At 69.4% G+C, this 17868-nt stretch carries 16 protein-coding genes; 7 read left to right on the forward strand and 9 right to left on the reverse strand.

The window, feature by feature from the left end; genetic code table 11:
• Positions 1-141: 141 nt before the first annotated feature.
• Positions 142-888 (reverse strand): YoaK family protein, encoded by a 747-nt coding sequence (locus HWX09_RS10275; protein ID WP_027785652.1) that lies wholly within the window; start codon positions 886-888, stop codon positions 142-144.
• A gap of 277 nt (positions 889-1165) precedes the next feature.
• Here HWX09_RS10275 and HWX09_RS10280 point away from each other — a divergent pair, with 277 nt between their 5' ends.
• Complete coding sequence (locus HWX09_RS10280; protein WP_027785653.1) at positions 1166-1504, forward strand: hypothetical protein; 339 nt, start codon at positions 1166-1168, stop codon at positions 1502-1504.
• A 193-nt stretch (positions 1505-1697) separates the two neighbouring features.
• Here the strand turns inward: HWX09_RS10280 and HWX09_RS10285 are convergent, their stop codons facing one another.
• Complete coding sequence (locus HWX09_RS10285) at positions 1698-2225, reverse strand: chromate transporter (protein WP_027785654.1); 528 nt, start codon at positions 2223-2225, stop codon at positions 1698-1700.
• Positions 2222-2866 carry a chromate transporter gene (locus HWX09_RS10290; protein WP_034185448.1) on the reverse strand — a complete coding sequence of 215 codons (645 nt, stop codon included), beginning with the start codon at positions 2864-2866 and terminating at the stop codon, positions 2222-2224. The genes HWX09_RS10285 and HWX09_RS10290 overlap by 4 nt, the downstream gene beginning before the upstream one ends.
• 96 nt (positions 2867-2962) lie before the next feature.
• On the opposite strand from HWX09_RS10290, the gene HWX09_RS10295 reads away from it, so the two are divergent.
• The 6 genes from HWX09_RS10295 (at position 2963) to HWX09_RS10320 (ending at position 9620) form a co-directional block, all read left to right on the forward strand.
• Positions 2963-3847, forward strand: coding sequence for a transcriptional regulator GcvA (locus HWX09_RS10295; RefSeq protein WP_027785656.1), 885 nt, complete (start codon positions 2963-2965; stop codon positions 3845-3847).
• Between the two features lie 909 nt (positions 3848-4756).
• Positions 4757-5263, forward strand: a complete 507-nt coding sequence (locus tag HWX09_RS10300) for a spore coat U domain-containing protein (protein WP_027785657.1) — start codon at positions 4757-4759, stop codon at positions 5261-5263.
• Between the two features lie 119 nt (positions 5264-5382).
• A complete protein-coding gene (locus tag HWX09_RS10305) occupies positions 5383-6135 on the forward strand; it encodes a molecular chaperone (protein ID WP_027785658.1) in 753 nt (250 codons plus the stop codon).
• 37 nt (positions 6136-6172) lie between these two features.
• Complete coding sequence (locus HWX09_RS10310) at positions 6173-8455, forward strand: fimbria/pilus outer membrane usher protein (protein WP_027785659.1); 2283 nt, start codon at positions 6173-6175, stop codon at positions 8453-8455.
• Complete coding sequence (locus tag HWX09_RS10315; protein ID WP_063831210.1) at positions 8452-8958, forward strand: spore coat U domain-containing protein; 507 nt, start codon at positions 8452-8454, stop codon at positions 8956-8958. The genes HWX09_RS10310 and HWX09_RS10315 overlap by 4 nt, the downstream gene beginning before the upstream one ends.
• A 182-nt stretch (positions 8959-9140) precedes the next feature.
• The gene (locus HWX09_RS10320) at positions 9141-9620 is read left to right on the forward strand and encodes a hypothetical protein (protein ID WP_027785661.1); all 480 of its coding nucleotides are present in this window, start codon (positions 9141-9143) and stop codon (positions 9618-9620) included.
• A gap of 57 nt (positions 9621-9677) precedes the next feature.
• Here HWX09_RS10320 and HWX09_RS10325 read toward each other — a convergent pair whose 3' ends face one another.
• The 6 genes from HWX09_RS10325 to HWX09_RS10350 form a co-directional block, all read right to left on the reverse strand.
• Positions 9678-10985: a solute carrier family 23 protein gene (locus tag HWX09_RS10325; RefSeq protein ID WP_027785662.1), complete on the reverse strand. Its 1308-nt coding sequence runs from the start codon at positions 10983-10985 to the stop codon at positions 9678-9680.
• A gap of 270 nt (positions 10986-11255) precedes the next feature.
• Positions 11256-12497 carry a flagellar hook-associated protein FlgL gene (gene flgL, locus HWX09_RS10330; protein WP_027785663.1) on the reverse strand — a complete coding sequence of 414 codons (1242 nt, stop codon included), beginning with the start codon at positions 12495-12497 and terminating at the stop codon, positions 11256-11258.
• Between the two features lie 22 nt (positions 12498-12519).
• On the reverse strand, positions 12520-14520 hold the full coding sequence (gene flgK / locus HWX09_RS10335; RefSeq protein WP_027785664.1) for a flagellar hook-associated protein FlgK: 2001 nt from the start codon (positions 14518-14520) through the stop codon (positions 12520-12522).
• 193 nt (positions 14521-14713) lie between these two features.
• Complete coding sequence (locus HWX09_RS10340) at positions 14714-15469, reverse strand: flagellar brake protein (RefSeq protein WP_027785665.1); 756 nt, start codon at positions 15467-15469, stop codon at positions 14714-14716.
• A gap of 224 nt (positions 15470-15693) precedes the next feature.
• Positions 15694-16686, reverse strand: coding sequence for a flagellar assembly peptidoglycan hydrolase FlgJ (flgJ, locus tag HWX09_RS10345; protein WP_027785666.1), 993 nt, complete (start codon positions 16684-16686; stop codon positions 15694-15696).
• On the reverse strand, positions 16687-17868 hold the full coding sequence (locus tag HWX09_RS10350; RefSeq protein ID WP_027785667.1) for a flagellar basal body P-ring protein FlgI: 1182 nt from the start codon (positions 17866-17868) through the stop codon (positions 16687-16689). It abuts the gene before it with no gap.

Below are 17868 nucleotides of genomic sequence, written 5' to 3' on the forward strand. Positions count from 1 at the left end.
CGGTGCAGTCGGTGCAGTCGGTGCAGTCGGTGCAGTCGGTGCAGTCGGTGCGGCGGCCTGCCGTTTGCCGTTTGCCGTTTGCCGTTTGCCGTTTGCCGTTTGCCGTTTGCCGTTTGCCGTTTGCCGTCAGGCCGTTTGCCGTCAGGCCGTTTGCGTCGCCGCGCCGCTGCCATCACCCGCGTCGCCGTTGCCGCCCGCGTCGCCCGCCCCGCCGTTCCCTGCGCGGCGCCATGCACGCCGCACGATCTCCGCGAATGCACCGACGAGCAGCAGCACGGCGCCCCACAGCGCGATGTCCGGCACGAGCCGCGTCACGAGGCCGCCGACCACCGCGCCGGCCAGGAAACAGAAGCTGATCGTCGCGAGCAGCGCCGAATCGTGCAGCGCCCCCGCGTCGTAGCGCGGAATCAGCCCGACGAACAGCTTCTGCGCGGCGCGCCGCAGGTTGCCGGTCGTCATCACCGACGTGTACGACAGTTCCTCGAGATGGGTGAACGACAGCGTCTGCAGCGTCGCGACGAACGAGATGCCCGGAATCAGCCATGCGCTCGACGCGCCGACGAGGCCGCTCGCGGCGACGCCGAGAAACGCGATTTCGACGATCAGGCTCACGAACGCCGTATGCCGCATCCAGCCGCGCCGCGCGGCGAGGCCGAGCAGGTGCGCGACGAACACCGCGATCACGAAGCCGCCGAGCGGCGGCACGTGATGCAGCGCGGCGGCCCATTCGCCGGCCGACAGGTTGATGCCGAGGAGCGCGACGTTGCCGGTCATCGTGTTCGCGAACACGTGGCCGTGGCCGACGTACGTGTACGCGTCGAGATAGCCGCCGGACAGCGTCAGCAATGCGGCGACAGTGAGATTGCGGCTGGCGCCGTCGAGATCCATCGATCCTCCGTGGTGCGCGCCGCCCGGCCGCGCGCGGCGGGCGATGCGAATGTCGGTCGTGCCGGCAGGCGCGCCACCGGCACTGCGCGGCCGGGCTTCGCCTCGGGCCGCGCGTCAATATAATGTTTGCCGTCGGGGAACGCGCGGGCGCCGCACATCGCAGCCGGCCGAAGCGTGTCGACTACGCGATTTTCACCGCCGCAAGTCCGGCCGAGTATAACGGGCCGGCCGCGCCGGCCGTGGCCACGCGCGCCGCCCCGCTTCACCGGGCCTTCGAATGACACTTGCGAAGTTCTTCCTGCGCTACACGGTCATCCCGTTCGCCGCGATCGTGCTGGTGGCCGTCTGGGCATTCAACCGCGAATCGGGCGAGATCGATGCGCGCCAGTACGCGGCGCTGGTGGCCGCGTATCCGTCGTTCACGCCGAAGCTGAAGCACGAGGTGGCCGACGCGTTGCGCGGCGGCAGGCTTGCGAAGGCCGATTACGGCACGATCATGCGCGACGCGCTCGACGCGGGGTTCGTGGTTGATTGGCCGGCCCCGACGGACGACGTCCGCGGCGAGCGCGGCCGGCTGCTCGGCCTCGTGAACGGCGACCTGCCGTCATCGCGGTAGCCTGCGGCCGCCGCGGGCAGTGGGCAGTGGGCAGTGGGCAGCGGGTAGCGGGCAGCGGGCAGCGGGCAGTGAGCAGTGAGCAGTGAGCAGTGAGCAGCAGTGAGCAGTGAGCAGCGGCGAGCGGCGAGCGGCGAGCGGCGAACGGCGAACGGCGAACGGCGAACGGCGAACGGCGAACGGCACGATACGCCGCTCACTGCCCGATGCCCGTGAGCCCGATCAGCGCGCCGCCCCCGAGCAGCCACAGCGGATGGATGCGCGTGCGCCACGCCAGCACCGCGCATGCGGCCGTGATGCCCCACTGGATCGCGGTGCGGTTCGACGCCTCGGAAATCAGCACCGCGCTCGCCGCGACGAGCCCGGCCGTCACCGGCATCATCCCCTGCTGCACGTAGCGGCGCCACGGCCGGTCGCGAAAGCGCTCCCACGCATGCAGCGCGAGCACGGTGACGATCGACGACGGCCCGAACTTCGCGAGCGACGCGACGAGCAGGCCGGCCCAGCCGGCCACGTGCCAGCCGACCAGCGACACGATCATCATGTTCGGCCCGGGCGCCGCCTGGGCCAGCGCGAACAGCGCGGTGAACTCGTGCGCGCTCATCCAGTGATGCACGTCCACGACCTGCCGCTGCATCTCCGGCAGGATCGTGTTGCCGCCGCCGAACGCGAGCAGCGACAGTTGGCTGAAGATCGTCGCGATGGCGATCAGCGTGTCGCTCATGGCCGCCCCTCCCGTTGCGAGTCGGGCGTGCCGGACGCGGCGGCCGGCGCCGACGTGCCCGCGTCGCGGCGGCGCGACGCGAGCCAGATGCTGACGGGCGTCAGCACGAGCATCGTGGTCAGCAGCGGCATGCGCAGCACCGCGATCGCGACGAGCGCGCACACCGCGATCGCAGCCGCCGTGCGCGGCGCCCGGAGCAGCGGCTTCGCCACCTTCACGGCCATCGCGACGAGCAGGCCGGCCGCCGCCGCGGCGAGCCCCGCGAACAGGTGCTGCACGCGCGGATCGCTCTGGGTCTTCGCGTACAGCACGCCGAGCGCGACGACGACGAGCGTCGGGCCCGCGATCAGCCCGAGAATGCCGGCGAACGCGCCGGCGACGCCGCGAAAGCGCATGCCGACGGCGACCGACAGGTTGATCACGTTGCCGCCCGGCAGGAACTGGCACAGGCCGAGCAGATCGGTGAATTCGTCGGCGGAGAGCCATTTGCGCTCGTCGACGATCGTGCGCCGCGCGAACGGCAATGCGCCGCCGAACGACATCAGGCCGAGCGACAGGAAACCGGTGAACAGCTCGGTGAGGCCGACGCCGCGGCGGGACGCGGCAGGCGGCGGGGAGGCGGGCGGCAAAGCGGATTGCATGGGGCTCCTCATCAAACGGTGAATCGAGATTACCGCCGTTCAGGATTCCGGCAAAACGATTTTATCGGCGAGTCCTTGTGATCTAGAATCACAAGCATGGCACGCGATCTCCCGCCCTTTTCCGCGCTTCGGGCCTTTGAAGCCGCGGCACGACATGAAAGCTTCAGCGCCGCCGGCGACGAGCTGCATGTGACTCACGGTGCCATCAGCCGGCAGATTGCCGGGTTCGAGGCGTGGCTCGGCAAGCCGGTGTTCCACCGCTACGGCAAGCGCGTGAAGCTCACCGACGAAGGCCGCCGCTACCTGGACACCGTGCGCGCGGCGTTCGACAGCATCGCGCACGCGACCGAGCAGTTGCGCAATACCGGCGCGGCGCGCGTCCTGCGCATCAACGCGCTGCCGACCTTCGCGATGAAATGGCTGCTGCCGCGGCTGTCGCGGTTCCAGCGCGACGTGCCGAACGTCGAGCTGAAGCTGTCGACGTCGAATGCGCCGCTCGACGCGCTGAACGGCTTCGACGTCGCGATCCGCCGCGGCCCCGGCCACTGGCCGAACTGCACGAGCGGCCACTTCCTCGACGAAAGCGTGATTCCGGTGTGCAGCCCGGCACTGCTCAAGCGCGCGCCGATCGCCCGCGCGGACGATCTCGCGCGGCACGTGCTGCTGCATTCGGATACGCGGCCGGAAGGCTGGCGCGACTGGTTCGCGGCGGCCGGCGTCGCGATGAAGGGGCGCAAGCGGCAGTCGTTCGACCACTTCTACCTGGCGCTGCAGGCGGCCGTCGACGGGCTCGGTGTCGCGCTCGGCCCGTTGCCGCTGATCGACGACGAACTCGCGAGCGGGCGCCTGGTGATGCCGCTCGACGGCCCACGCATCGCCACGCGCAGCTACTGGTGGATCGCGCCGGGCGCACCGGCCGACGATCCGCTCGTCGCGCAGTTCTGCGCGTGGCTCGACGCGCAGGCGAACGCAAACGCATGACGCGCTACGCACCCGACACCTGATCGCCACGCAGGCGCCGCGCTGCCGCCCGCCCCACACACGTTGCAAGACTGAAACCATTCGCACGCGTCGCGTCCGTTTCCCCTGCGGATTCGCGGTCGCGCCGCACATGCGATCCCCCGTCATTCCGGCCTTTCCGCACCGGGTCTGGCGCGCCGCCGGCCCGCGCCGCCGCAGCAGGTTTCACGCCTGAAACATCGCCCCCTCCGAAACGGCGCACGGCGGCAAACGCCGACCGCTCAGCCCCTGTCCGCGCGGCTTTCCGCGCGCTGGCCCACTGCTTGCTGATACAGCCGTGCAGACAACGACGACTGCACGGCCGGACGGTTCGATGCAGACGACAAACAATCATCAAGCAGGTCGGGGAAATCATGTCGAAAATCATATCGGCCGTCACACGGCTGCTGTCTCGCATCACTGCTCCTGTCACTGCTCCTGCCTGGCATCGCCTGATGCCGGCGGCGCGACTTCGCGCCGCCGACATCCGATACGCCGACACGGTCCGCATCGTCACCCGACGTCACGACGCCTCGATTCGATAGGCAAGCCCCGGGAAGTCCCAGCCGGGCGCATGCGCCACGACGACGATCCGCGCCGTTCGCGCGGGCATTGCCGCCGACGACCGCTCCGCGCGCGAAGCAAGCGCGCCGGCGGCGACGGCCGCGAGATGTCGTACGCCCCGCAGCGCCGAGGCCGGGCCTCCCGAGCCCCAAGCGCCGCGCCTGTCCGGCCGGCGCATACCGACACGAAGGAGGCGCCCACCCAGCAAACGACCCATTCCGACCCAACCAGAAGACCCATTGCGCATCCGGACGATCGAGATCCCGTCCCGAACGACCCTCTCGTCGCACCGGCCGCACGTTCCAGCTTTCAAGGGAGAAACCCATCATGACGCAATCCGTACTGACCAAGGCGGCGCTGGCCGCATCGCTCGCTTGCGTGGCCGTCGCGGCATCGGCCGGCCAGGCCAGCTCGACGTTCGGCGTGTCCGCCACCGTCAACGCAACCTGCCTGATCGACTCGGCGAGCGCGCTGACCTTCCCCGCCTACACGCCGGGCACCGGCGATCAGACGGCCCAGTCGGCGATCACGGTCCGCTGCACGAACGGGACGAATTTCAACATCGGCCTGAATGCGGGCACCACGTCGGGCGCCACGGTCGCGAGCCGCATCATGACGAGCGGTTCGAATCAGCTCAATTACACGCTGTACCAGGATTCGAACCGCACGGTCGTCTGGGGCAACACGCCGCCGACCGACACCGTCAACGGCACGGGCGCCGGCATGGCGATGGCCCAGGCAATCACCAAGACCGTCTACGGCAAGGTGCCGGACCAGCCCAACGCCGTGCCGGGCAACTACGCCGACACGGTGACCGTCACCGTGACGTTTTAGCGCGGCGCGGGAGGGCCCGTCGCATCCCGCATGCGCGCGCCCTCCCCACCGGCCGCCACCGCGCCCGTCGCGCGCAGCGCCGCGCATGGCGAAGCGAATCTCACAGGGGTAGATCTGCGATGAAACCGAACACGTGCCAACTCGCGAAGTGGATCGCGGCCGCAACGCTTGCCGCGGCATGCGTCGACAGTCATGCAACGAATTTCACGGTGTCGCCCGTTCGCGTCGAACTGTCCGCGGCGCACACGAGCGTCGCGCTCACGGTCAGGAACGAGTCGGCCGACGAACCCGTGATCGTCCAGCTGGGTACCGCCGCGTGGTCGCAAAACGCGGGCGACGACGTCTATGCGTCCACCGGCGACCTGATTGCCGCTCCGCCCATTTTCACGATCCCGCCCGGCGGTTCGCAGGTCGTGCGGGTCGGCCTGCGACACGCGCCGAGCGCGGATCAGGAAATCGGCTACCGGCTGTATCTGCGCGAAGTGCCGCCCACGCCGAAGCCGGGATTCGCCGGCGTGCAGATCGCGCTCGAAATGAGCCTGCCGATCTTCGTGAGGCCGAAGACCGACACCGCCCCTCGCCTGCGCTGGGCAGCGGCCCCGCGTCCGAGCGGCGCCGGCATGCTCGCGCTGCGCGTGACCAACGAAGGCACCGCGCATGCGCAGGTGGCGAACCTCGAGCTGCTCGCGCCGGGCAGCGACCGGCCGGTCGCCACGCATGCGGAGTTCGCCTACATTCTGCCGGGCCAGTCGCGGCAGCTGATGTTCAAACCCGGCTCCGGCGCCGTACCGGCCGTTGCTTCCGGATTGCATTTGGTCGGCTACTCCGATGCGGGCAACATCGACTCCACGATCGCGCCGAACGACCGCTAAGGCGGCGATCCTGATCGCGATCATCATGAGCACACGGATGACATTCGCGGAAGAACGTCCGGTCGCGGCACCGGCGGCACCGGCGGCGCACGCCGCGGCGGGCGGCGCCGCCGAGCTGCTGTATCAGGTCGACATCAACCGGCAGGGGCTCGACGAAACCGCGTTGCTGATCAAGGCGGCCGACGGCGAATTCTACGTGTCGGCCGACGACCTGAAGCGCTGGCGGCTCAAGTTGCCGGACGTCCGGCCGCTGGCCGGCGCCGACGCGCCGTTCTACCCGCTGAAGTCGATCGCGGGGCTCGCCTGCACGGTCGACGAGAAAAATCTGACGATGTCGATCAGCGTGCCTGCCGATGCGTTCGTCGGCGCGTCGTTCGACGAGACGGAGCGGAATCGCCGGCCCGCGGTCGAACCGGGCATCGGCGGCTTCTTCAATTACGACCTGCTCGCCGAGCAGGCCGCGGGCCGCACGCATGGCTCGGGCCTGTTCGAGCTCGGCTTCTTCAATCGTTTCGGCGTCGGCGTCGGCACGTTCCTCGCGGACGAGTCGGGCCCCACCCGCCGGCTGACGCGCCTCGAAACCACGTGGACGACCGATCGCCCCGGCAAGCTCGCCAGCCTGCGCATCGGCGACGCGATCAGCCGCCCCGGCATGTGGGGCCGCGCGATCCGCTTCGGCGGCATTCAGTACGCGACCAATTTCGCGACGCAGCCCGGGCTCGTCACGATTCCGCTCCAGGGCGTGAGCGGGCAGGCCGTGCTGCCTTCGACCGTCGACGTCTACGTCAACAACGCGCTCACGTCGACGCGCGACGTCGCGCCCGGCCCGTTCGCGATCAACAACGTGCCCGTGGTGACCGGCCAGGGCGACGTGCGGGTCGTGGTGCGCGACGTCATGGGCCGCGAACAGGTGATCACCCAGTCGTTCTACGCGAGCGCGAATCTCCTCAAGCAAGGCATGCAGGACTTCTCGTACGAGGTCGGCAAGGAGCGGCGGGATTTCGGCCTGGCAAGCAACGACTACGGACGATGGTTCGCCAGCGCGACGCACCGGATCGGCGTGACCGACCGGTTCACCGGCGAGATCCACGCCGAAGCCGAAGCATCCCGGCAGAACCTCGGCGTCGGCGGCGTGTTGCTGGCCGGCCCGCTCGGCGTCGTCAATGCGGCCGCGGCGGCGAGCCGCAGCGCCGACGGCCCCGGCGCACTTGCGGTGATCGGCGTGGAGAGCCAGTCGGGCCTCGTCGACATCGGCGCGCACGCGCAATGGGCCACGCCGCATTTCGCGCAGATCGGGCTCGAGCCGGGCACGCCCGCGCCGAAGCTGCTGACGAGCTTCAACATCGGCGTCGGGATGGGCCGCTTCGGCTCGCTCGGGCTCGCGCACGTGTTCGTCGACGATCGCGGCGGCTACAAGGTTCAGCTGCTGTCGCTCAGCTACAGCGTTCAGCTCGGCCGTTTCGGCTTCGCGAACGTCAGCGTCAGCAAGCCGCTGGGCGGATCGGGCGCGACCAGCGTCGGCGTCGCGTGGACGATACCGATCGACAACCGCACGAGCGCGTCCTTCGTGACGACGCACCAGCAGGGCGCGACCGACATGCTCGCGCAAGTGCAGCGCAGCCTGCCGGTCGGCGAAGGATTCGGCTACTCGGTTCAGGCGGGCAACAACACGCAGGATGCGAGCGCGACGCTGCAGACGCGCACCGGCACCTACAGCGTCGAGGCCGCGTCCTATCGCGGCCGGGCCGGCGTCAGGGCCAACGCATCGGGCGGCGTCGCGTTCGTCGACGGCACGGCGCGCCTGTCGCGCCAGATCACCGACAGCTTCGCGCTCGTCAAGGTGCCGGGCTTCGCCAACGTCGGCATCCTCGCGGACAACCAGCTCGTCGCTCACACCGACGCCAACGGCGTCGCGCTGCTGCCGCGGCTGCGCGCCTATGAAAGCAATCCGATCTCGATCGAGCAGGCCGACCTGCCGTTCGACGCGAAGATCGGCACGCTGAAGCTCGACGCGGTGCCCTATTTCCGCAGCGGCATGGCGCTCGAGTTTCCGATCTCGCGTTCGCGCGGCGCGGTGCTCACGCTCGATCTCGAGAACGGCGCGCACTTGCCGGCAGGCGCGGTCGTCACGGTCGCGGGGCAGAAGGAAGCCTTCCCGGTCGGCCACGACGGCGTCGTCTATCTCACCGGACTGTCGGAGCAGAACCGCCTGCGCGCGACGTGGCGCGACCAGCAGTGCGACCTGACCGTCCGCTTTCCCGCCGGCGACGATCCGCTGCCGGACCTGGGCACCCATCTTTGCAAGGGAGTCACACCATGAGACATCGCAAGCATGCCGGGCGGCGCGACCGGCTGACGCGCGTTCGCGCCGCCGCGGCGGCGCTCGCGGCCGGCGCGGCCGTGCTGCACGCACTGCCCGCGCTCGCGGCGACGACCTGCACGATGAACGCGCCGTCGTCGATGGTGTTCGGCACGTACGACACGATCAATGCCGCCACCTCCGCGGTCACGATCTCGGTCAACTGCACCGGCAGCGGTACCGCCACGCCGACGGTGTCGGCAAGCATGGGCGGCGGCACCTACGCGAATCGCCTGATGACCCGGACCGGCGGCGCGCAGACGTTGGGCTACAACATGTATCTCGACAGCGCGCACACGACGATCTGGGGCGACGGCACGAGCGGCACGTCCACGATTTCGTGGGGCAAGACCAACGGCGCCGCCAACTTCAGCTCGACCGTGTACGGCTTGATCCGCGGCGGCCAGAACGTCGTGCCGGGCGGCTACGCGGACCAGAACATCACGATCATGTTCAACTACTAGGCGAAGCGGCGGCGCGCGCACGATCCCGCCGCCGCGTCGATCGCCACCATGGACTCAGACAACGGGTGCAGATCATGAATCGAATCGAGACAGCGCGTGCCGCCGCATCGCGGCGCAGGCAGTGCGGACGGCGCGGCGCATCCCAATCCGCGCCGATACGGGCCGCTCGCCACGCGAAACGGATGCTGGCCGCGATGGCCGCGCTATCGATCGTGTCGTTCGGCGCCGGGCCGGGCCCGGCCGATGCGAAGCAGGCCACCCGGTCGGTGCAGGTCGGCGCGACGGTCCAGCCGTACGCGCGGCTCAAGGCGACCAGTCCGGTCCAGCTCGTGATCGCGAACAAGGACACGAGCGTCGGCTCCCTGAGCGTGCCGAACGTCAACAACCCCGCCGGGACGACGCTTGCGGTCCAGACCAACGACCGGGCCGGGTACACGGTGCTGGTGCAGATCGCCGCCGCCAGCCAGTCGCAGTTCAGCTCGATCGAGATCGGCGGCATCGGCGGCAAGGTCGTGCTGCCGGCGACGGGCGGCAAGATCGCCGTGCCGTATACGGCGCTCAACACGACCTTCACAGTGACCTATCGTTTCGTGTTCGCGCCGAAGGCGAAGGACGGGACCTTCGCCTGGCCGGTTACGTTCTCGGTGCAGCCCAACCCGTGACGTCCGACGATCGCCGGGGCCGAGGGCGAGGCCGGCAGTCGTGATCGGCGCCGCGGCTCACACCACCGGGCCCGGTTCCTTTTCCTTGCGCAGGATCGCGTACAGGATGATCGCGCCGAAGGTCGCGGTGCCGATCCCGCCGAGCCCGAAGCCGCCGATCTTCAGCGAGAAGTCGCCGGCGCCGAGCACCAGCGTGACGGCCGCGACGATCAGGTTGCGGTTGTCGGAGAAGTCGACCTTGTTGACGACCCAGATCCGCGCGCCCGTCACCGCGATCAGCCCGAACACGACGATCGACACGCCGCCGAGCACGGGGCCCGGGATCGTCTGGATCACCGCGCCGAACTTCGGCGAGAAGCCGAGCCCGATCGCGATCAGCGCGGCGAGCGCGAACACGAGCGTCGAGTAGATCCGCGTGACGGCCATCACGCCGATGTTCTCCGCGTAGGTGGTCACGCCCGTGCCGCCGACGCTGCCCGAGACGATCGTCGCGAGCCCGTCGCCGATGAACGCGCGGCCGACGTAGCGGTCGAGGCTGGTGCCCGTCATCGCGCTGACGGCCTTGATGTGGCCGAGGTTCTCCGCGACCAGGATCACCGCGATCGGCGCGAGCATCAGCATCGCGTGCGGATCGAACACCGGCGCGCGGAAGCTCGGCACGCCGAACCACGCGGCATGCGCGACGATCGCGAAATCGATCGGCTTGCCGAGACCCATCCCGTTGGTCGCGATCGCGTAGATCACGTAGGCGATCACGAGCCCGACGAGGATCAACAGGCGCTGCATCATCCCGCGCGCGAACACCGCGACGCCGCCGACGCACAGCACCGTGACGAGCGCCATCACCGATTCGAAGGTCGAGGCCGACACGCCCTTGACCGCGATCGGCGCGAGGTTCAGCCCGATCACCGCGACCACCGCGCCGGTCACGACCGGCGGCATCAGCGTCTCGATCCAGCGCGTGCCGATCGCCTGCACCAGCGCGCCGAGCGCGACGTACACGACGCCGCACGCGACGATCCCGCCGAGCGCGACCGGAATGTTCGGGTTGGGCCCGCTGCCGCCGTAGCCCGTCACCGCGATCACCAAGCCGATGAACGCGAAGCTCGAGCCGAGATAGCTCGGCACGCGCCCGCCGACCAGCACGAAGAACAGCAGCGTGCCGATGCCCGACATGAAGATGCACAGGTTCGGGTCGAAGCCCATCAGCAGCGGCGCGAGCACGGTCGAACCGAACATCGCGACGACGTGCTGCACGCCCATCGCGATCATCTGCGGCCACGCGAGGCGCTCGTCGGGGCCGACCACGCGCGAGGCCGCGCCGGTCGGTTGGACCCGCCAGCGCGGGAAGTAGGAATCGGACATGGGGAAAGCGCTCCTGTCGGTCGTCGGTCGCCGGCTGCGAAGGATGCGCCGGTCTGGAATCTGGCGCGAGTTTACGGAGCGGAATGGGGGCTGGCAAGCGACCCGGTAGGCAGGGCCGGCCAGACGAGAACGCGGCAGGCCGCGCGAGAGAACCGGTGCGCGACCGCGCGGCCCGGCGAAGCGCCCGTCCGCGCATGATGCGCGGCTGGCGGCGGCAAGCGTCGGCCGCGAAGTAAGCATGCGCTCACATCGAAGCCGGCGCCGCGTTCCTCACGGGTTGATGTACTGGAACAGCGACAGGTTCTGCAGTTGCACGTACGCCTTCTGCGCGCCGGTCAGCGCGTTCTGCACCTGCAGGTACTGGCTGATCGTCGTGACCATGTTGGTGCTGGTCAGGTCCGTCAGGTTGCTGGTCGTCTGCAGCGACGCGGTCTGGGTGACGGCCTGCATCGCCTTCACTTCCTGCTCGCGGCCGCCGACGGATGCCTGGATCGTCGTCACGTTGCGCATCGTGTTGCCGACCTTGATCGACCCGGTCATCAGCGCGTTCTTCAGCGACACGGCCGCGACAGGGTTGCCGGTCACCGGCGTCTTCAGCGCCGCGATCATCGAGTCGAGCGTCGAGAAGATGTCGGCGCCGCCGCTCGCCTGCGGGCCGGGCGTCACGGCGAACGTATCGCCGCTGCTCGGCGTGCCCGATACGGCCACCGTCATCCCGCTGCCGAGCGCGATCGACGCACCCGACGTGTAGGCCTGCGCGGGCGTCGTGGTCGGCGGCTTGGCCGAGCTGTCGGTCACCGTGTAGGTCGGCGCGGCGGGCGTGCCGCCGAACGTGATCGCGAAATGGTGATCGTTGGTCGCGGCGGACGGGTCCGTCACCGTCACCGCGCCGATCGCGCCGGTGCCGACGTTGCCGGCGCCGGCCGACGGAACCTGCGCGCTGCCGAGCGACGGCACGGACATGAACACCGCCGAACCGGTGTCGCCCTGCGACACGCTGCTCGAATCGGCGATCTGCACCTGGCGCGTGCCCGAGTCGCCGACGTAGCTGATGCTGCCGTTCGGGCTGGCCGTGAACGGCGCCGTCGAATTGTTCAGGCCGGCGAACAGGTAATTGCCGGCACCGTCGTTCGAGTTCGCGAGCGTCACCAGCTGGTCGCGATAGCCTTGCAGCTGCGTCGCGAGCGCCGAGCGGTCGCTGTCGGCCAGCGAGCCGTCGCCGGCACGCACGATCAGCGTCTGCACGCCGGTCAGCACGCTGCTCACGCTCTGCAGCGCCTGGTCCTCGGCCTGCAGCGACGCGAGCGCGGTGGTCTGGTTGGTCGCATACTGCGACAGCGTCGCCGACGTCATCGACAGCTGCACGGCCTGCGCCGCGCCGACCGGGTTGTCGGCCGGCGTCTGCAGGCTCGTGCCGCTCGAAATCTGCTGGTACAGCTGCGCGAGCTGCGCCTGCTGATCGTTCATCTGTGAAACGTTCAGCTGGAAGAACTGGGCGCTGGAAATTCGCATCGCTTCTATCCCTCGAATCCGGTCAGTTGAACAGGCCGAGCACGGTCTGGAACAGCGTCGCCGCCGTCTGGATCACTTTCGCGTTCGCCTGGTAAAGCTGCTGGTACTGCATCAGGTTCGCCGCTTCCTCGTTCTGGTTCACGCCCGACACCGACTGCTGCGCGGTCGTGATCTGGCCGACGAGCGAGGTCTGCGCGGCGCTCGACGACTTCAGCTGGCTCGCCGTGTTGCCGATCGCGTTCACGTAGTTCGCATACGCGCCGGTCAGCGTCGTCGTGCCGCCGCCGAGCGCCTTCGCGGTGACGAGCTGCGACAGCGCTTGTGCGTTGGAGCCGTCGCTCGTGCCGCCCGCGTACGGTCCGATCGTGAACGTGTCGCCATCCGACGGCGCGCCGGACAGCGTGACGGTCACGCCGTTCATCACGCCCGCCGGAGCCGGCTGCGTGGTGCTGTTGATCGTCAGCTTCGCGCCGGCCGTCGCGTTGTACGGCACGCTGTCGGTCGGGCTCGTGATCGTCACCGAGGTCGGCGGGGTGCCCGCGATCGTCACCGTGGTGCCGGCCGGGAAGCCCGACAGCGACTGCGACGCCGCGTCGTAGGTCAGCTTGGTCGGCGTCGTCGGCACCTGATAGCCGGCGCTCACCGCGCCCTGCGTGATCTTTGCCGTGCCGATGTTGGTTTTCGATGCCGCAGCGACCACCGGCGACGCGGCCGCGATCGCCGAGCCGCTCGTGGTCGCGAGGCCGAAGCCGGTCAGCGCGCCGCGCGTCGGCAGCACGGTGAACTGGTCGCCGGCATTCATCGCGCCGGACGAGAACGAGAAGTTCAGCCCGCCGAGCGAGACCGGCATCGGACCCGCCTTCTGGTCGACCACCGACCCGCTCGCGCGGTCGGTCAGCGTGTAGTTCGTGCCGTCGTACGACAGCGTGTAGTCGCTCGTCGTCGGCTGCGACGCATTGGCGAACGACACGGACAGCGACGCGTTGCCGGTGTTGCCCTGATTCGAATAGACGGTCGGGTTCGTCACCGTGAACAGGTTGCCGCCCGGCTTGCCCGCCAGATCGACGCCGAGCGCGTTCTGCGCGTTGACCTGCGCGGCGAAGCTGGTCGCGAGCGCGCCGAGTTGCGCCTGCGCCGGGTCGAGCGTCTGACGGCGGAACGCGAGCAGGCCGCCGAGCGTGCCGCCCGACAGCGACGCATCCGGCAGCGCCTGGTTCGGCCCCTGCGGATTCGCGCCGGCGATGCCCTGCGACACGACAGTCAGCTCGCTCGGATCGGACGACGACGTGACGGTCGCAAGCTGGTAGCTCTTGTCGGCGACGACGAGCGGCTGGCCGCCCGCGAGGAATACGCTGTAGCCGCTGTCGTTGCGCACGACCTGCACGCCGGCGAGGCTCGACAGGTTCGACACCGCGAGGTCGCGCTGGTCCATCAGCTGGTTCGGCGGCTGCCCCTGGCTGCTCGCCGCCGAGATCTGCTGGTTCAGCTGCGCGATCTGCGCGGTGTACGTGTTGATCTGCGACACGGTGCTGGTGAGCTGCGTGTTCACGCTCTGGCGCAACGCGTCGTATTGCTGGCCCGCCGCCTTCAGCTGGTCGCCGAGAATCTGCGCGTTGCTGATCGCGGTCTGCCGCACCGACGGATCGGACGCATTGTTCGCGACGTTCTGCAGCCCGGTGAAGTAGCTCGTGATCGCGGTCGAGATGCCGGCCGTCGGGCTGCCGACGTAGTTGTTCAGCTGCGCGACGAGCGAATACCACGTCGACAGCGCGCCGCCCTGCGTCTGCGCGCCGTTCAGCTGGTCGCTCAGGTACTGGCTGTACTGCCGCTGCACGGTGACGGTGTTCACGCCCTGGGGCATGTAGCCGCTGCTGGTGTACTGGCCGCTCGCCTCGGCATAGACGGGCCGCTCGACCGAATAGCCGGGCGTCGCGGCGTTGCTGATGTTCTGGCCGGTCGTCGTGAGGCCCCAGAGCGCGGCATTCAGGCCGCTGACGCCGAGGTTCATGAGTGAGTTGGACATGCGCGATCCTGATGAGCCGGCCGCGCTGCGGCCGCCGGGTTGCGTGACTCCCGGTATAACGGCCGCGGATCGAAAAAATTGAGGAAAAAATGCGTGCGCGGCGCACGGGCGTGCGTCGCCGGTCGAAGCGGCCGGCGGGCGTGCCGGCGGGGCTGTGCGGGCGGCCCGTGCGGGGCCGGCCGCCGGGTGCGCGTCAGGCCCGCGCGAGCGAGCGGCGCTTCATTTCGAGCTGCGTGATCAGCCGCTGCAGCGTGTTCTCCGCGCTGCCCGGCAGCGACATGTAGCGGAAGCCGAGCTGGTAGCGCCGCGAGCCGTTCGGCAGCTGCGTCGAACGCTGCGACACCAGTTGCAGGTCGAGCGACAGCTTGCCGTGGCCGGTCAGCTCGAGCTCGACGTCCGGCAGCAGCGTGCCGACCTCGAGCGCCTCGACGCGCTCGTCGGCCGTGCGCAGCCCCACGCCGCCGAGCGACAGGTTGTGCACCTCGAACAGGAAGCTTTCACCGTCCGGCAGCTTGCCGCGGCAGAGGAACGGATCGACGATCGGCGCGTCGACGCGGAAATATTCGCGGCGCTGGATGCAGACCAGCACGTCGGGAAAATCGGCGACGAACGCGGGCAGCCCCTCGTAGCGCGTCTCGCGCGGCGTGCCCGTGGTGAATTCGACGCGCACGCCCTCCGGCGCGGCCGCGAACGTGCAGTGCGACGCGCCGAGGATGCCGGCGTTCTGCTCGGACAGCGCGCCCCAGTCGAACGTGAACGTCCGTTCGCCGACGTCGACCTCGAGCAGGCGCGTGACGAGCTGGCCGCCCGGGTACTGGACGGTCAGGAAATCGCCCCGGTTCACGAGGTTGCGCAGCTGCACGCCGATTTCCAGCGGGTTGCGGCGGGCATAGTCGGGCCCGGAGTGGCCTGAATCCAGGCTGGGGTCCATCGACGTTTCGATATTCATGGCTAGCCGGTCTTTCTTGTCTTGTCATGGGCGCCCGGACAACCGGTGCGCAGTAAAACCGGGCCAGAACACCGGCCCGGCCGCAGGTCTCTCACACTTAGCGGCAGTGCTGACCGAAAGTTTAGATCGAAACGGTGATTTATTTCGCGCAAACGTTGAAACCGCGCGCGGCGGGATGCCGGGCGCGGTCCGAAGGGATGCCACAGCGGCGCCGGGCGGGCCCGTCAGCCGATCTGCTGCATGATCGAGATCAGCTTCTTCGCGTAATTCGGGTCGGTTGCGTAGCCGGCTTTCTGCATGCCGTGCGCGAAGCCTTCGACGCTGCGGCTCGCGCTCAGCACGCCCGCGTAGCGCGGATTGTTCTTCAGCAGGTTCGCGTAATCGGTCATCGCGTGCTCGTACGAGTCGTACGCGCGGAACTTCGCGACCACGCGGCGCGGCGTGCCGTTCACGTATTCGGTGGTCAGCGCCGACACGGTGCGGCCGGTCCAGCTCTTGTTCGCCTTGATGCCGAACACGTTGTAGCTGGTCGAGCCGTCCGCCGCACGGATCTCGCGCTTGCCCCAGCCCGATTCGAGCGCGGCCTGGCCGACGATGAAACGCGCCGGGATGCCGGTCGTCGCACTGGCCGCCTGCGCGGGGGCCGCGAGCCGGTCGACGAACGCGTCCGCGTTCTGCACGCCGCTCGCGCCCTTCAGCGGCGGCGTCAGCGCGCTGCCGGCCGAATAGCCGCGCGCGCCGGCAAGCCCGCCGTTGTTCGCCGCGTTCGCATAGGCCTTCGCCATCGCGTTCATCGCGGCGAGGCTGCCTTCGTTGCCGGCCGTGCCGGGGCCGCCGGCGCCCATGCCGCCCATGCCGCTTGCACCGACGTCGGCCGCCGTGTCGCTGCCCGCGCCGACGCCCGCATTGCGCAGCAACTGCTTCATCAGCGCGTCGGCGACGCCGATCCCGTGCTTCGACATCTGCTGCGCGAGCTGCTGATCGAGCATCGACGTGTACATCTTCGACGTATGCGAATCGAACAGCCCGCCGTCGGGCGACGCGTCGCGCATGCTCTTGAGCATCATCTGCGTGAACATCGCGTCGAACTGGCCGGCCACCGCCTTCGCGCCGGCCTGCGGCGACTGCTTCGCCTGCGCGCGCAGCGCATCGAAACCCTGCACGTCGAGCGCGAAGCGCTGCGTGAGGTCATTCGCGTTGGGGAGATTCGCCGCCATTTAGATCACCTCCAGGTCGGCGCGCAGCGCGCCGGCCGCCTTCATCGCCTGCAGGATCGACATCAGGTCCGCGGGCGTCGCGCCGAGCGTGTTCAGCGCCTTCACGACGTCGGCGAGATTCGCGCCGGCCGTCACCATCTTCAGCGCGCCGTTGTCCTGCTTGAGCTGGATCTGCGACTGCTGCGCCACCACCGTCTGCCCGTTCGAGAACGGCCCCGGCTGCGACACCACCGGCTGCGTGTTGACAACCACCGACAGGTTGCCGTGCGCGACCGCGCAGCTTTGCAGCGTGACCATCTGGTTCATCACGATCGAGCCGGTGCGCGCGTTCAGGATCACCTTGGCGGCGGCCTTGTCCGGGCTCACGTCGAGGTTCTGCAGCCGCGCCATGAACGCGACCTGCTGCGCGGAGTCGGCCGGCGCCGCGAGCTGGATCGTGCGGCCGTCGAGCGCCGTCGCGGTGCCCGGGCCGAAGCTCGAGTTGACCGCGGACACGATCCGCTGCGCGGTGCCGTAATCCATGTCGTTCAGTTGCAGTTGCAGCACGCCGTTCATCTGCGCGATCGCGTTGGGCACTGCGCGCTCGACGATCGCGCCGCCGACGATCCGGCCGGCCGCGAGCTGGTTCACCTGCACGCGGCTGCCGTTCGCGCTGGCGCCCGCGCCGCCGACCGCCATGTTGCCCTGCGCAAGCGCATACACCTGGCCGTCCGCGCCCTTCAGCGGCGTGAGCAGCAGCGTGCCGCCGCGCAGGCTCTTCGCATTGCCGAGCGACGACACGGTCACGTCGAGCGCCTCGCCCGGCCGTGCGAACGGCGGCAGCGTGGCCGTCACCATCACGGCCGCGACGTTCTTCAACTGCATGTTGTTCAGCGACGACGGGCCGCCGTTGGCCGAACCGTTGTTGATCGAGATGCCGAGGTTCGCGAGCATGTTCGCGAGCGTCTGCGTCGTAAACGGCGTCTGCATCGTCTGGTCGCCCGTGCCGTCGAGGCCGACGACGAGGCCATAGCCGATCAGCGGGTTGTCGCGCACGCCCTGGATCTGCGCGAGATCCTTCAGGCGCTCCGCGTGCGCGGGCGTGGCGCCGAGCACGCAGGCGGCCACGGCCGCGAACGCGACGGCGAGCCGCGCGGCGGCATGCGCGCGGGCCGACAGGCGGCTGAACAGGGTCGTCTGCAT

This window comes from Burkholderia sp. BCC1208, from assembly GCF_902833095.1.
GTDB lineage: Bacteria > Pseudomonadota > Gammaproteobacteria > Burkholderiales > Burkholderiaceae > Burkholderia.